The following is a 14,097-nucleotide window of genomic DNA, read 5'->3' as shown; positions in this document are numbered from 1 at the left end:
CTAACCTCGTAGGGGTGAGCAGAGGCGCGCAAGCGCCGTGCTCACGATCCCGGCATGACTATATTCGATCGGTGGGCACGCTTCCGCCTTCGCTCTGCGAGCTACGGCGGACGCGTCGCTTTGCCCACCCGACGCACCGACTTCTTGACTGCCTTCCTCGCCGCCTTCTTGGCAGCAGGCTTCTTTGGCTCGGTTTTCTTGCTGGCCGCCTTCTTCCCCTTCGGCCGCTTCTTCACCTTGGCCCGCTGGGCGGCCGCGAGTGCTGCTCTCGCCCATTGCACGAATTCCTCGGAATCGTCGAACAGCCGCGCCGGCAGCTCCCAATAGGAGTTGACCACCACGGTCTTGGCGCGGGTCGCGTACTGGAACGGTTTTGAGCCTTCGGCCTCGAAGTCCGGGATGGTCACCTCGTCGGCGCGGAAGAACAGGCCGGCGCGCAAGGACAGGGCAAAGTTGATGCCGTCGGCGGAGATGCCGAAGCCTGAAAACATCTTGCGGATGGTGACGGGGCCGAAATCGGCGAACAGGTCGGTCAGGAATTCGCGGTCCATGCGCACCACTCTCTCGTGCCGCGGAGACAGCGCGCCGTGCAACGATGCGCTGCTGAGCCGGGGCCCAGCCCCTCTGCGACCGGAAGTATAGCGTGGGTCCCGGCTCTGCGCAGCAGCGCCATAAGCGCGTTTACGCGCGTCTTCGACGCGCTATGGCGCTGCAGCGCGTCCGGGACATGAGAGCAGAACGCTGGGCTAATTACCCGTCGATCTTGGCCGGCCGCAGCTCAACCGATTCGCCGCAGCCGCAGGCGGAGATCTGGTTGGGGTTGTTGAAGACGAACTGGGCCTGCATCTTGTCGGCCTTGTAGTCCATCTCGGTGCCGAGCAGGAACAGCACGGCCTTGGGATCGACCAGGATCTTGACGCCCTTGTCCTCGACGACCTCGTCGGTCGGCCGGATCTCGTGGGCATATTCGACCGTGTAGGACTGGCCGGCGCAGCCGCCGTTCTTCACGCCGACACGCAAGCCGACGATCTCGGAATCCGCACGCTGGGTCAGCTCGGTGATGCGCTGGGCGGCCGCATCCGTCAGCCGCATCACCTGCGGGCGCGGACGCCGCGGCTTCGGGGCGGATGCTGGGGTCGAACCTGACGAAATCTGGGTCATCTTGTCTATCTGGTCCGTTGCGGAGCGAATTCAATGCCCGAGATTCAAAGCAAGGGTTTACGCGTCACCACATGTTGAGGACGAGGCGGGCCTCGTCGCTCATGCGCTCGGGCGACCACGGTGGCTCCCAGACCACCTTGACGTCGACCACGCCGACGCCGGGAACGCTCGCCACCGCGTTCTCGACCATGGTCGGCAGCTCGCCGGCGGCGGGGCAGTTCGGCGTCGTCAGCGTCATCTGCACGTCGACGGAACGGTCGTCCTTGATCTCGACCTTGTAGATCAGGCCGAGCTCGTAGATGTCGGCGGGGATTTCCGGGTCGAACACGGTCTTGAGCCCGGCGATGATCTCGCGGGTCAGCCGCTCGGTCTCCTCCGGCGGCAGCGCCGAATGGGTCTCCATCGGATTGGCTTTGATTTCGGCCGTGTCACTCATGCGAACAAATCCCGCGCCTTCAGCAGCGCCTGTGCCAGATGATCGACTTCTTCCCGCGTATTATACATGCCGAACGAGGCGCGGCATGTCGCCGTCACGTTGAACCGCTCTAAAAGCGGCATGACGCAATGGGTGCCGGCGCGTACCGCGATGCCCTGGCGGTCGATCACGGTGGCGACGTCATGGGCATGCGCGCCCTTGAGCTCGAAGGAGATCACCGGACCCTTGCCACGCGCCGTGCCGATCAGCCGCAGCGAATTGATCTCGCGCAGCTTCTCCTGGGCATAGGTGGTGAGATCGTGCTCGTGCGCGGCGATACGCTCCTTGCCGATCGAATTGACATAGTCGATGGCCGCGCCAAGGCCGACGGCCTCGACGATCGCCGGCGTGCCCGCCTCGAACTTGTGCGGGGGATCGCCATAGGTGACGACATCGCGCGAGACTTCGCGGATCATCTCGCCGCCGCCGTTGAAGGGGCGCATCGCGACGAGATGGTCGTACTTGGCCCAGAGCACGCCGATGCCGGTCGGCCCGTACACCTTGTGGCCGGTGAAGACGTAGAAGTCGCAGCCGATGTCCTGGACGTCGATCGGCAGATGCACGGCGCCCTGGCTGCCGTCGACCAGCACGGGAATGCCGCGCGCATGCGCGATCCTGACGACGTCCTTGACCGGCACGATGGTGCCGAGCGCGTTCGACATCTGGGTGATCGCGACCAGCTTGGTCCTGGCCGTGAGCAGCTTCTCGAATTCCTCGATCAGGAAGTTGCCTTCATCGTCGACCGGCGCCCACTTGATCACGGCACCCTGGCGTTCCCTGAGGAAATGCCAGGGCACGATGTTGGAATGGTGCTCCATGATCGAGATGACGATCTCATCGCCCTCTTTGATATTCGGTCCACCCCACGAGGACGCGACAAGGTTGATCGCCTCGGTCGCGTTGCGGGTGAAGATCACTTCTTCCGTGCGGGGCGCGTTGATGAACTGCGCCACCTTGGTGCGGCCGCCCTCATAGGCTTCGGTCGCGGCATTGGCGAGGTAATGCAGGCCGCGATGCACGTTGGCGTATTCGCTCGTATAGGCCTGCGTCATGCGCTCGAGCACGGCGCTCGGCTTCTGCGCCGAGGCGGCGTTGTCGAGATACACGAGCGGCTTGCCGTAGACCTGCAACGCGAGCGCCGGAAAGTCCTGGCGCACGCGCGCGACGTCATAGGCGCCGTTCTTGACCGCGGGATGCGTGCTCATTGGCGCCGCTCCAGCCAGCGCTCGGCGATGCCGATAACGTGCTCGCGCAAGGCCTCGTCGGCGATCTGCTCGACCGCCTCGCCGACGAAGGCCTGGATCAGCAGCGCCTGGGCCTGCTTTTCCGGCAGGCCGCGCGCCTTCAGATAGAACAGCAGGCTGTCGTCCAGCGCGCCGGCGGTGGCGCCGTGGCCGCAGGAGACGTCGTCGGCAAAAATCTCGAGCTCGGGCTTGTTGTCGGCCTCGGCTTCGTCCGACAGCAGCAGCGCGCGGGTCATCATCTTGCCGTCGGTCTTCTGCGCGTCGGGACGAACGATGATGCGGCCCTGGAAAACCGAGTGGCCGCGGTCGTCGATCACGGCGCGGAAGATCTCGCGGCTGACGCAGTTCGGCACGGCGTGGTCGACCACCAGCGTGGTGTCGCCATGCTCGGTCTTCTTCAACAAATTGACGCCGTTGGCCGAGAGCTCGCTGCCCTCGCCCGCCAGCGTGATGAAGCCCTGCAGCCGGCTCACCGCCGCGCCGGTGGTCATGTTGAAGAAATTGTACTTCACGTTGGCGCCGATGGTGACGAAATGCGAGGTGACGTTCACCGCGTCGGGCGCATCGTCCATCAGGCGGATGTGGGCGACGTCGGAATCATCGCCGACCGAGACGAGCACGGCGTCGTTGACCTGGTAAGCCCCGGCGTCGGCCGCAACGAAGGTCTCGACGAGAGTGGCGCGAGCGCCCTTCCCGATCACGACCTGCGAGCGGGTGAACGCCGACGCTGACCCGGCGGCCGCGATGTGGATGATCTGGATCGGCGCGGACAGCTCTGCGCCGCCGGCGATCGACAACACGAATCCGTCGGTCGCCATCGCCGCGTTCAGTGCGATCATGGCATCGGTGGTCGCGGTCTTCAGCAGGCCGGCGTCGCTCTCCAGCGTCTCGCGCAAGGTCTTGAAGCCGACTTCAGTGGCAAGCGCCTTGACGTCGGACAGATCGGCCGCGAACACGCCATCGACCAGCACCAGCTTGCGGGCGCCGTCGATCGCATGCGCCTTCACCGTATCAGCGGCGCGCTTCAACGCGGCCGCATCGGGCGCGGCTGCCAGCGGCAACACCTCGCCGACCAAGGCACGCAGGTCGGTGTATTTCCATTCCTCGATCCGGCGGTGCGGCAGGCCGAGCCGTTCATAGGTCTCGAACGCCTCGCGGCGCACGGCGATCACGTCAGGCGAACCCGGCAGCCGGCCCTCGGCGCTGGTGAAGAGATCGCTCACCGCGCGGCCCTTTCCGGTCTTTGCCACAGCAACGTTCATTGCAAACAATCCTTACGCGGCATCCTCGAACTGGGCGTAGCCGGACGCTTCCAGCTCCAGCGCCAGCTCCTTGCCGCCGCTCTTCACGACACGGCCCTTCGACATCACGTGCACGACGTCAGGCACGATGTAGTTCAGCAGCCGCTGATAATGGGTGATGACGACCATCGCACGCTCGGGCGAACGCAGCGCGTTGACGCCGTCCGCGGCAATGCGCAGCGCGTCGATGTCGAGGCCGGAATCCATCTCGTCGAGGATGCACAGGCTCGGCTCGAACAGCGCCATCTGCAGCACCTCGTTGCGCTTCTTCTCGCCGCCAGAGAAGCCGACATTGACGCCGCGCTTGAGCATGTCCTGCGGAATGTTCAGCGACTTCGAGACCTCGCGCACTTTCTTGAGGAAATCAGGAGTCGAGAATTCATCCTCGCCGCGCGCCTTGCGCTGGGCATTCAGCGCGGTGCGCAGGAAGTTCATGGTGGCGACGCCGGGGATCTCGACCGGGTACTGGAACGCCAGGAACACGCCCTTGGCAGCGCGCTCGTTCGGCTCCATCTCCAGGAGGTCCTCACCCTTGAACAGGATCTGGCCGTCGGTGACCTCATAGCCGGGCTTGCCGGCAATGACGTGCGAGAGCGTCGACTTGCCGGAGCCGTTCGGCCCCATGATCGCGTGCACCTCGCCTTCATTCACGGTCAGCGTCAGCCCGTGGAGGATCTCACGCTCCTCGACACGAACCTTGAGGTCTTTCACTTCAAGCAAAGCCATTGTCTTGTTTCCATCTATCCCCTCACCCCAGGGAGCGCCGAAGGCGCGTCTCGAAGGGCGAGGCCAACAATCTTTCCGGTCGTCATCCTTCGAGACGGCCGCTTGCGCGGCCTCCTCAGGATGAGGTCCGAGCTAACCGACGCTGCCTTCGAGCGAGATCGAGATCAGCTTCTGCGCTTCCACCGCGAACTCCATCGGCAGCTGCTGCAGCACGTCCTTGACGAAGCCGTTGACGACGAGGCCGACCGCCTCTTCCTGGCTGAGCCCGCGCTGGATGCAGTAGAACAGCACGTCCTCGGAGATCTTCGACGTCGTCGCCTCGTGCTCGAACGTGGCCGAGGAATTCTTGGCCTCGATGTAGGGCACGGTATGCGCGCCGCACTTGTCGCCGATCAGAAGCGAATCGCACGCCGTGAAGTTGCGCGCGCCGGTCGCTTTCCGATGCGCGGTGACGAGGCCGCGATAGGTGTTCTGCGACCTGCCGGCCGCGATGCCCTTGGAGATGATCCGGCTCGACGTGTTCTTGCCGAGGTGGATCATCTTGGTGCCGCTGTCGACCTGCTGGAAGCCGTTCGAGATCGCGATCGAGTAGAACTCGCCGCGCGAATTGTCGCCGCGCAGGATGCAGCTCGGATATTTCCAGGTGATCGCAGATCCCGTCTCGACCTGGGTCCAGGAGATCTTGGAATTGGCGCCGCGGCAATCGCCACGCTTGGTGACGAAATTGTAGATGCCGCCCTTTCCTTCGGAATTGCCGGGGTACCAGTTCTGCACCGTCGAGTATTTGATCTCGGCATCGTCATGCGCGATGAGCTCGACCACGGCGGCGTGCAGCTGGTTCTCGTCGCGCTGCGGCGCGGTGCAGCCCTCGAGATAGCTGACATAGGCGCCCTTGTCGGCGATGATCAGCGTGCGCTCGAACTGGCCGGTGTTGCGCTCGTTGATGCGGAAATAGGTCGACAGCTCCATCGGGCAGCGCACGCCCGGCGGCACGTAGACGAACGAGCCGTCGGAGAACACCGCCGAGTTCAGCGTCGCGTAGAAATTGTCCGAAGTCGGCACCACCGAGCCCAGATATTTCTGCACCAGCTCGGGATGCTCGCGGATCGCCTCCGAGATCGGCATGAAGATCACGCCGGCCTTCTTCAGCTCCGCCTTGAACGTGGTCGCAACCGAGACCGAATCGAAGACAGCATCGACCGCGATCTTGCGGCGCGCCGGATCTTCCTCGCCGGGCTTGGGCTCGACGCCTTCGAGCATGGCGACTTCCCGCAAGGGAATGCCGAGCTTCTCGTAGGTCTTCAGGATCTCCGGATCGATCTCATCCAGCGAGGTGACCGTCTTCTTCGGCTTCGGCGCCGCGTAGTAATAGAGGTCCTGGAAGTCGATCTTGGGATAGTCGACACGGGCCCAGGTCGGCTCCTGCATGGTCAGCCAACGACGATAGGCCTCAAGCCGCCACTGGAGCATCCAGTCGGGTTCGTTCTTCTTCTGCGAGATGAATTTTACGATCTCTTCCGACAGCCCCTTGGGGGCCTTCTCGGTGTCGATCAGGGTCTCAAACCCATAACGATACTGGTCGACGTCGATGCGCTTCACGCGCTCGACCGTCTCTTGTACGGCTGGCATTCCATCCTCCGCTCGCGGTTTCAAGGACCGCGGTGGATCAAACTCGGTCGACTATTACGATATTTCTGTGCGGAAAGCACGGGCTTAGAACCGTTCAAGCCGTGTTTCATCGCTTAGCCCTTAAGTAGGGTATTACCGAGCTTTCGCCAAGCCTCTAACGCCCTATTGATGTCATCTGGTTCCGTGGACCAGCCCATACTGAGACGCACCGCTCCCTGCGCCACCTGGGGGTCGAAGCCCATGGCCGAAAGCACGTGGGAGGGCTGGACCTTGCCCGAGGAGCAGGCCGCGCCGGAGGAGACGGCGATGCCTTCGAGATCGAAGCCGATCACGGCCGTCTCGGCCTTGAGGCCGGGTGCCGTGAACAGGACGGTATTCGGCAACCGCTCGGTGTCCCCCGCGACGATGGTTGCGTCCGCGATCCCCCGGATGCCGTTTTCCAAGCGGATTCTGAGGGTTGTGATGCGCGCCGCATCCTCCGGCAGAGCCTGAAGCGCGACTTTCACGGCAGCACCAAAGCCGGCGATGCCGGCGACATTCTCGGTTCCGGCGCGACGGCTGAGCTCTTGCCCGCCACCTCGCAGCACCGGCTCCAGTCCGGCAATCCCCTCGGCCATGACCAGTGCGCCGACGCCCTTGGGGCCGCCGATCTTGTGCGCAGAAAAGGTCGCAAGGTCGATGCCCATAGCCTTGATATCGAACGGGATCTTCCCCAGCGCCTGGATCGCATCGACGTGCAGTAAGCCGCCCGTCTCGTGAACGATCCGCGCCGCCTCGGCGACCGGCTGCAGCGCGCCCGTCTCGTTGTTGGCGGCCATGATCGAGACCAGCGCCGGCGGCCCGTCCGCGAGCCGTGCCTTCAGGTGCTCGAGATCGACCACGCCGGAACGCGTGACGCGGATCAGGCCGATCCTGTCCGCCGGGAACCGGCCTCCCGCCAGCACCGAGGCGTGCTCGACCGCCGAGACCAGCAGCCGCTCGACAGGCCCGCCGGACGGCCCTCGCAACCCCGGCGACAGGGCCAGCGCATTGGCTTCGGTTCCCGCCGAGGTGAAGACCACGTTCCGCGGCAAGGCACCAATTGCCAAGGCAAGCTCGGCTCTAGCCTCCTCCACCAATCGTCGCGCCTCCCGCCCCTCGGCATGGACCGACGAGGGATTGCCGACCAGGTCAAAGGCCGCAACCATCGCGGCCCGGGCCTCGGGCCGCAGCGGCGTGGTCGCGTTCCAGTCGAGATAGACACGGGTCGGCATCTCGCCCTCTTAGCACCTTTTGCCATCCGTCCAATCAGAGGCCGCGTGCGCCAGGGCCGGCCGGTGCGGCTCCGTCGCGGCCACAATCCGCGGCAGCGCCCGCAATCCGAACAGCGGTCGCAGCCAGACAAGGCGCCGGACGATTTCATAGGTCGCCACACATGTGAGTGCGGTCCCCATGATGACAATGGAGGCCTCGGCCCCAACCGGGAGACCGCTGCCGCGCAGGGCATGGGCGATGACGATGATCGCGGTCTGATGCACGATGTAGTACGGGAAGATCGCGTCGGTGAGATAGCGCCGCACCGGGCCATCGGCGGCGAGGTGGCGTCGTGCCAAGCCCAGCACGGCGGCGATCGCGAGCCATTGGTAGCAACCATAGGCCGAGGCGGCGGCCCACTTCAGCGCGGGCGACGGCGCAAACAGTCCGCTGCGAACCAGGATGAAGGCCGAGAAGCAGGCCGCTGCAGCCGCCAGAGCCGCCCAACGCTGGCGCTCGACCTCGCGCCAGATCCCCTCCTGCCTCGCCAGCAGGAAACCGATCAGGAAGGCGGTGGCGTGATCGGCGTGGTTGTACCAGTCGCCGAACAGCGCATGGGTCGACGGGAAGGCCGGAAACAACACCAGGCGCCAGGCCACGTACAACGCGCAGGGCACGATCAAGAGCCATGGCCCGGCGAGCACGACGGCCAGCTTGCGGCCAAGCCAGTCAGCGCCGGCCGGCCACAGCGCGAGTACGCCAATCAAGGCCATCGTGTAGACCCACAGATAGACCACGAACCAGAGATGGTTCCAGGTCGGCAGCACGATGCACGGGGTCGGACAGAACTGCACGCCGAACGCGAAGTAATGCCTGGCATAGAAATCGAGAAAGCCCGCGGGATAGCCGAGGCTCTCGACGATCTGGAGATAGGATTGCGGCGGCACGATCACGAGCATGCCGAAGACCAGCGGGATCAGCAGCCGTGTCGACCGGGCACCGGCAAGCGCGGTCAAGGTCGACTTGTCGAGCATGAAGCGGGTGGCAACCCCTGATACCAGGAACAGCAGCGACAGCCGCCAGGGGTTCAGGAACAGCATCACCGGTTCCAGCCAGGTCAGCCGGTGCACGCTCTTGATGTGAAATCCCCAGGACACGTAGAGCATGCCGACGTGGTAGAAGATCAGCAGCCCGAAGGCTAAAATCCGCACCCAGTCCAGATCGATGCGCCTGTCCGAGCTTTGGAGTTGCTGTGGTGTTGTCATGGTTTTCTGCTCCTTGACGGGACGACGAACGCGGTTTCCGGGCCATGGCTGACACTGAAAATGGCTGACACCGAAAATGCGCCGCCGACGCCGCGCGTCGAGCCGGTTTGGGATCAGAATCCGACGCGACGGGATGAGCCGCCGGCGGCTGGGACGAACAGCGGGCCTTTCGGGATCAGCGGGGGCGACCGGACCACGTTCGCTGCGATCGCGGCGGTCGCGCTCGCGATCGGAATCGTCAATGCATTCTCGGGCGCCCAGGACGCGGCCTGGCGCGGCGACAGCTACGACATCGGCCGGCGGCTGTTCTGGGAGATGTCGAGCATCGCGATCATCCTGCTGCTGCTGCCGATCCTGGTGCTGGCGGTCCGCCGCATGCGCGGGACCCCCGGCCTTGCCGCCCGCGCGGCCATCGGGGCGATCACCGTCCTCGGCTTCTCCGCCCTCCACATCACCGGCATGGTCTGGGTGCGCAAGCTGGCGCTCTGGCTCGCCGGCGGCGCCTACGATTTCCGCTTCTCGCTCGCGACGGTCCTGTACGAATTCCGCAAGGACGCGGTGGCCGTCGTCCTGATCGCCAGCACGATCTGGTTGCTCGAAAGCCGGCGTGAGTTGAAGAGCGCCGCAGCCGCTCCCGCGCCTCCGCCCTCCCCGCTCCAGCCTTCGTCCCCCGACATGATCTGGCTGCGCGACGGGACGAGCCGCATTCGCGTGGTGCCGCGCGACATCCTCTGGGTCGCCTCAGCCGGCAACTACATCGAATACAACCTCGCCGACGGCACCCGGCACCTGATCCGGGGCACGCTGGCAGCAGCGGAAAGCGAGCTGGCGCGCTTCTCCATCGTTCGCGTTCACAGGACCAAGCTCGCCAATCTCGACCGGGTGAGCGGCGTCGACCTCAAGGCATCAGGAGATTTCGAGCTTGCCTTCGACAACGGGCAGACGCTCGCGGGCAGCCGGCGTTACCGGCCGGCAGTCGCCTCGCTCGGAAGCCGAACCGCGCCAGCCGGAATCGCCACCGTCGATCCATCAACGATCCATAAACAGTCGTGATTTCAAACGGTTGAGCGCTGCCTTCCGGTTGGACGGCCGGCACTTGCCGCGCTTTGGCCAGTCCCGCCATGACTCGGTCCTGGCAGGCAAGCCAGAGATGACACTGAAATGACTGGCTAAGCTCTTGAGCCCATTGAGAGATGTCGAAGAAGCTTGCTTTTTGACCCTTGCCTCGTGTTAGAAGCGCGCGTCAGTTCACCTGCGCGCCACTCGCGCATCATCCGAGGGCGCGCCTCTCCACCTTTCACCCGTGCTCTCGTCGGCGGCGACGCCGGGCAGAGCCACAATCGGACGATTGCGCAGGGATCACCTTCAAGGGACTCAATCAGAGACATCCATGCCTGAAGTCATTTTCACCGGCCCTGCCGGCCGCCTCGAGGGTCGCTATCACCCGGCCAAGCAGAAGAACGCGCCGATCGCGATGATCCTGCATCCGCATCCGCAGTTTCACGGCACGATGAACCATCAGATCGTGTACCAGTGCTATTACGCCTTCGCCCATCGCGGCTTCTCGGTGCTGCGCTTCAATTTCCGCGGCGTCGGCCGCAGCCAGGGCTCGTTCGACCACGGCACCGGCGAATTGTCGGATGCGGCGGCAGCGCTTGATTGGGCGCAGACCATCAATCCCGAAGCGCGCGCCTGCTGGGTTGCCGGCTTCTCCTTCGGCGCCTGGATCGGCATGCAGCTGCTGATGCGCCGCCCCGAGGTCGAGGGCTTCATCTCGATCGCGCCGCCCGCGAACCTCTACGACTTCTCGTTCCTCGCGCCCTGCCCGTCGTCGGGCCTGATCGTGCATGGCGAGAAGGATGCGGTGGTGCCGCCCAAGGACGTCAACACGCTGGTCGAGAAGCTGAAGACGCAGAAGGGCATCGTGATCGACCAGCAGATCATCCCCGGCGCCAACCATTTCTTCGACGCCAAGCTCGAGCCGCTGATGGAGACCATCACGGCCTATCTCGACATGCGCTTGGCGAACGTGCGCTGACGGCGCCGTTCAAGCCAGCTTGAGCGCAACGATTCCCAACAGCACGAGCGCGATGCCCGCAAGCTTCATCGCGCTCAAGCTCTCGCCGAACAGCACGACGCCCATGATGAACGTGCCGGCAGCACCGATGCCGGTCCACACCGAATAGGCGACGCCGACCTCGAGCACCTTCAAGGCGCGCCCGAGCAGGACAACGAAGGCAGCGAGCAGCACCACCGAAACGATGCTCCAGCCCACGCGCGTATAGCCTTCTGCATACTTCATCGAGATCGCCCAGCCGACATCGAGCGCGCCGGCGACCACCAGCATCAGCCAGGCCATGGATTGCGACATCGGCGTTGCGCTCAGGCCGCGAGCTTGAGCAGATGCGCGTCGTGGCGAACGAGGAAGGCGCGCAGCAATTGCGGATAGTCGGCGCCGACCGCCGTGCGCACGCTCGGACGTTTCGCGAGCTCGGCGCGCCACGCGCGGACCTTCGGCACATCGCGGAAGATGCCGTGCTCGGTCAGCTCGTCGAACAGGTCGAAATAGCGGAAGACCGGCGCGAACACCGCATCCACCAAGCTAAACGCTTCGCCGGCAAAATACGGACCCTCGCCAAGCGCGGCATCGACACGCGCGAACTTCGACACCAGCGCCTGACGCTTGCTCTCGAACGTCGCGGGATCCGTGGTCGTCTCCAGCCCCCAGAGATCGCCGAGGATCGCCGAGCCGAACTCCATCCACGCACGGTGCTCGGCGCGCTTCAACGCATCCGCCGGATGCAGCCTGGCGCCGCCTTGCGTCTCCTCGATGTACTCGCAGATCACGCTGCTCTCGAACAGCGCCACCTCGCCCTGCTCCGTCGTCACCACCAGCACCGGCACCTTGCCGAGCGGCGAGAGTTTTAGAAACCAGTCGGGCTTGTTGGCGAGATCGATGTCGATCCGCTCGAACGGCACGCCCTTCTCCTTCAACGCGATCACGGCGCGCTGCACGTAGGGACAAAGCTTGTGGCTGATGAGCTTCAGTGAGGCGGTCATGATGCGATCCCGGCGCGATTTAATGCAACTGCATCCAATATAGATGCATTTGCATGTATCTGTCAAGGTCAATGCACCTGCATTAATTCGCACGTCAGCGATCATCCAGGCGTCGGGCAAAACACCCCAAAATCGTCAATCCCTGCCGGCAAAAATATTTCACTTTTCCGAATTTCGGATTTATGGCATACACCCGCCATCCCGGCCCTACCAGAGGGGCGCTTCGCGATCGTCACGAGATGCGGGCTGGGGTGCGGTGGACGCGGCAGCGCCGGCGCGGATGTGTGGCGACAGGGCGGCCCAACCGTGAGTCTCACGCAACGTGCTTACGACACGGCGCGGTCACAGCGGTCTCGTTGATGCCTGGAGGCGAGCACACGCAAGCCTTCGGGTCATTCGGCGGGATCGTCCGCGGACGGAGAAGTCGTGTGGTCCCGACGCCCGGGGTTCTGGCGTCAAGGCTTGCGGCGATGCGGCGGCCGACCGGCACGCGCATCGATCAGCCGCAAGGCGACGGGGGCAATAGTGCAACGCTCCCCGAGGAGAGCACGAAGGACACCGTTAAAACCATCCGCGCAGGGAAGGCCGGGCGACCGGCACACCTGTGGTCCACCCCGTGTGCGTTCTTACGCCCACGGACCTGCGGGTGCCGCCGGCGCCCGGCCTTCCCTGCGCCCTTTGGCAATCACGGGGCGCAAGACGGCAGCACAACTCGGGCAAAACGCGCCGCGAGAATGCGATGGCGTGTCTGCACCACACACTCACCGTCATCGCCCGCGCAGGCGGGCGATCCAGTATTCCAGAGACCGTCGTGATGAAACCGATAAGCCGCGGCGTACTGGATTCCCCGCCTGCGCGGGGAATGACATCGTCATGATTGCGCTGAAAGTCGGGCCTCACGGCCGAGCAATCACCCCGCCCGTCATCGGCATCGGCACGCCCGTGGTAGCGGGATACGACAGCGGCAGGCCCTTCATGCCGCGGACGGCGAGGAAGCCGAAGGCCTGCGCCTCGATGGCGTCGGAGGCCCAGCCGAGGGTCTCGGCGGCCTCGACGGTCGCCGAGCCCACCCGCTCCCGCAGCATCCGCAGCATGGTGAGGTTGCGGGCGCCACCGCCGCAGACGATCCAGCTCCGCGGCCGCCGTGGCAACAACGGGATGATTCGGGCGATCGCCGCCGCAGTGAAGGCGGTCAGGGTCGCGGCCCCGTCGGCCGGCGCGACGTCGCCGAGCTTGAGCGAAGCAAAGTCGTTGCGGTCGAGCGATTTCGGCGGCGGCAACGCGAAGAACGGCAGCTCCAGCGCCCGCGCGATCCAGGCCTCGTCGGCCTTGCCGAGGCTTGCGAACTTTCCTTCCGCGTCGAACGCCTGGTTCATGGTGCGGTACATGAAATCGTCCAGCAGCGCATTGCCGGGGCCGGTGTCGCAGGCGATCAGAGCGTCGCCGTCGATATAGGTGATGTTGGAGACGCCGCCGATATTGACCACGACGATCGGTCCCTCGCGGTCCAGCGAATTGGCGAGCGCGCGGTGGTAGACCGGGACGAAGGGCGCGCCCTGCCCGCCGGCCTCGACATCGGCGGCACGGAAATCATGCATCACGGGAATATGGATCGCCTTGGCCAGGGCCGGGGCATCGCCGATCTGCACCGTCAGCCGCTTTTCGGGCCGGTGCAGCACGGTCTGGCCGTGGAAGCCGACGATGTCGATGTCCTCCGGCCTCATGCGGTTCTGGGTCAGGAAGCTGGCCACAGCCTCGGCATGGGCTCGCGTCACCGCCCGCTCGGCCTCGGCGAGAACGCCCGGGCGGGCATCGCGCTGGGTCAAATGCACGGCTTCGCCCAGGGCCTGGCGCAGCAGATTGCGCTCCGCAGGCTGATAGGGCCGGTAGCCGGACGGCCCGAATGCCTTCACCTGCTTTCCATCGGTCTCGATCAGCGCGACATCCACCCCGTCCAGCGAGGTGCCGCTCATCAGACCGAGTGCCGTCAACATCATGGATCA

At 64.9% G+C, this 14,097-nt stretch carries 14 protein-coding genes; 2 read left to right on the top strand and 12 right to left on the bottom strand.

Going from position 1 to position 14,097, the window contains the following annotated elements:
- Positions 1-101: 101 nt before the first annotated feature.
- The 9 genes from DCM80_RS27140 to DCM80_RS27100 form a co-directional block, all read right to left on the bottom strand.
- Positions 102-551, bottom strand: a complete 450-nt coding sequence (locus DCM80_RS27140) for a TfoX/Sxy family protein (protein WP_257194506.1) — start codon at positions 549-551, stop codon at positions 102-104.
- Positions 552-750: 199 nt separating this feature from the next.
- A complete protein-coding gene (locus DCM80_RS27135) occupies positions 751-1,161 on the bottom strand; it encodes an iron-sulfur cluster assembly accessory protein (protein WP_100180411.1) in 411 nt (136 codons plus the stop codon).
- 64 nt (positions 1,162-1,225) lie between these two features.
- Complete coding sequence (locus tag DCM80_RS27130) at positions 1,226-1,597, bottom strand: SUF system Fe-S cluster assembly protein (protein ID WP_018641712.1); 372 nt, start codon at positions 1,595-1,597, stop codon at positions 1,226-1,228.
- Positions 1,594-2,841, bottom strand: coding sequence for a cysteine desulfurase (locus tag DCM80_RS27125; RefSeq protein ID WP_257194505.1), 1,248 nt, complete (start codon positions 2,839-2,841; stop codon positions 1,594-1,596). The genes DCM80_RS27130 and DCM80_RS27125 overlap by 4 nt, the downstream gene beginning before the upstream one ends.
- Complete coding sequence (gene sufD / locus DCM80_RS27120) at positions 2,838-4,142, bottom strand: Fe-S cluster assembly protein SufD (RefSeq protein ID WP_257194504.1); 1,305 nt, start codon at positions 4,140-4,142, stop codon at positions 2,838-2,840. The genes DCM80_RS27125 and sufD overlap by 4 nt, the downstream gene beginning before the upstream one ends.
- A 12-nt stretch (positions 4,143-4,154) precedes the next feature.
- Positions 4,155-4,907 carry a Fe-S cluster assembly ATPase SufC gene (gene sufC / locus DCM80_RS27115; RefSeq protein ID WP_257194503.1) on the bottom strand — a complete coding sequence of 251 codons (753 nt, stop codon included), beginning with the start codon at positions 4,905-4,907 and terminating at the stop codon, positions 4,155-4,157.
- A 132-nt stretch (positions 4,908-5,039) separates the two neighbouring features.
- Positions 5,040-6,536 (bottom strand): Fe-S cluster assembly protein SufB, encoded by a 1,497-nt coding sequence (gene sufB, locus DCM80_RS27110; RefSeq protein WP_257194502.1) that lies wholly within the window; start codon positions 6,534-6,536, stop codon positions 5,040-5,042.
- Between the two features lie 113 nt (positions 6,537-6,649).
- On the bottom strand, positions 6,650-7,789 hold the full coding sequence (locus DCM80_RS27105; RefSeq protein ID WP_257194501.1) for a cysteine desulfurase family protein: 1,140 nt from the start codon (positions 7,787-7,789) through the stop codon (positions 6,650-6,652).
- 9 nt (positions 7,790-7,798) lie between these two features.
- Positions 7,799-9,034, bottom strand: coding sequence for an acyltransferase (locus tag DCM80_RS27100; RefSeq protein WP_257194500.1), 1,236 nt, complete (start codon positions 9,032-9,034; stop codon positions 7,799-7,801).
- On the opposite strand from DCM80_RS27100, the gene DCM80_RS27095 reads away from it, so the two are divergent.
- The gene (locus DCM80_RS27095) at positions 9,011-10,087 is read left to right on the top strand and encodes a LytTR family DNA-binding domain-containing protein (RefSeq protein WP_257194499.1); all 1,077 of its coding nucleotides are present in this window, start codon (positions 9,011-9,013) and stop codon (positions 10,085-10,087) included. The two genes, DCM80_RS27100 and DCM80_RS27095, sit on opposite strands and share 24 nt — an antisense overlap.
- Before the next feature lie 337 nt (positions 10,088-10,424).
- Complete coding sequence (locus tag DCM80_RS27090; RefSeq protein ID WP_024337874.1) at positions 10,425-11,072, top strand: alpha/beta hydrolase; 648 nt, start codon at positions 10,425-10,427, stop codon at positions 11,070-11,072.
- A 9-nt stretch (positions 11,073-11,081) separates the two neighbouring features.
- Here DCM80_RS27090 and DCM80_RS27085 read toward each other — a convergent pair whose 3' ends face one another.
- From DCM80_RS27085 to DCM80_RS27075, 3 genes are all read right to left on the bottom strand, one after another.
- Complete coding sequence (locus DCM80_RS27085; protein WP_257194498.1) at positions 11,082-11,405, bottom strand: multidrug efflux SMR transporter; 324 nt, start codon at positions 11,403-11,405, stop codon at positions 11,082-11,084.
- 11 nt (positions 11,406-11,416) lie between these two features.
- A complete protein-coding gene (locus DCM80_RS27080) occupies positions 11,417-12,094 on the bottom strand; it encodes a glutathione S-transferase family protein (RefSeq protein WP_257194497.1) in 678 nt (225 codons plus the stop codon).
- 896 nt (positions 12,095-12,990) lie between these two features.
- Entirely contained in the window at positions 12,991-14,091 is a 1,101-nt protein-coding gene (locus DCM80_RS27075; protein ID WP_257194496.1) for an anhydro-N-acetylmuramic acid kinase, read from the bottom strand.
- Between the last annotated feature and the right edge of the window lie 6 nt (positions 14,092-14,097).

Origin of the sequence: Bradyrhizobium sp. WBOS08 (assembly GCF_024585125.1) — a bacterium.
GTDB lineage: Bacteria > Pseudomonadota > Alphaproteobacteria > Rhizobiales > Xanthobacteraceae > Bradyrhizobium > Bradyrhizobium japonicum_B.
The sequence above is the reverse complement of the archived record's forward strand: the minus strand, read 5'-3'. Positions and strand labels throughout refer to the sequence as shown.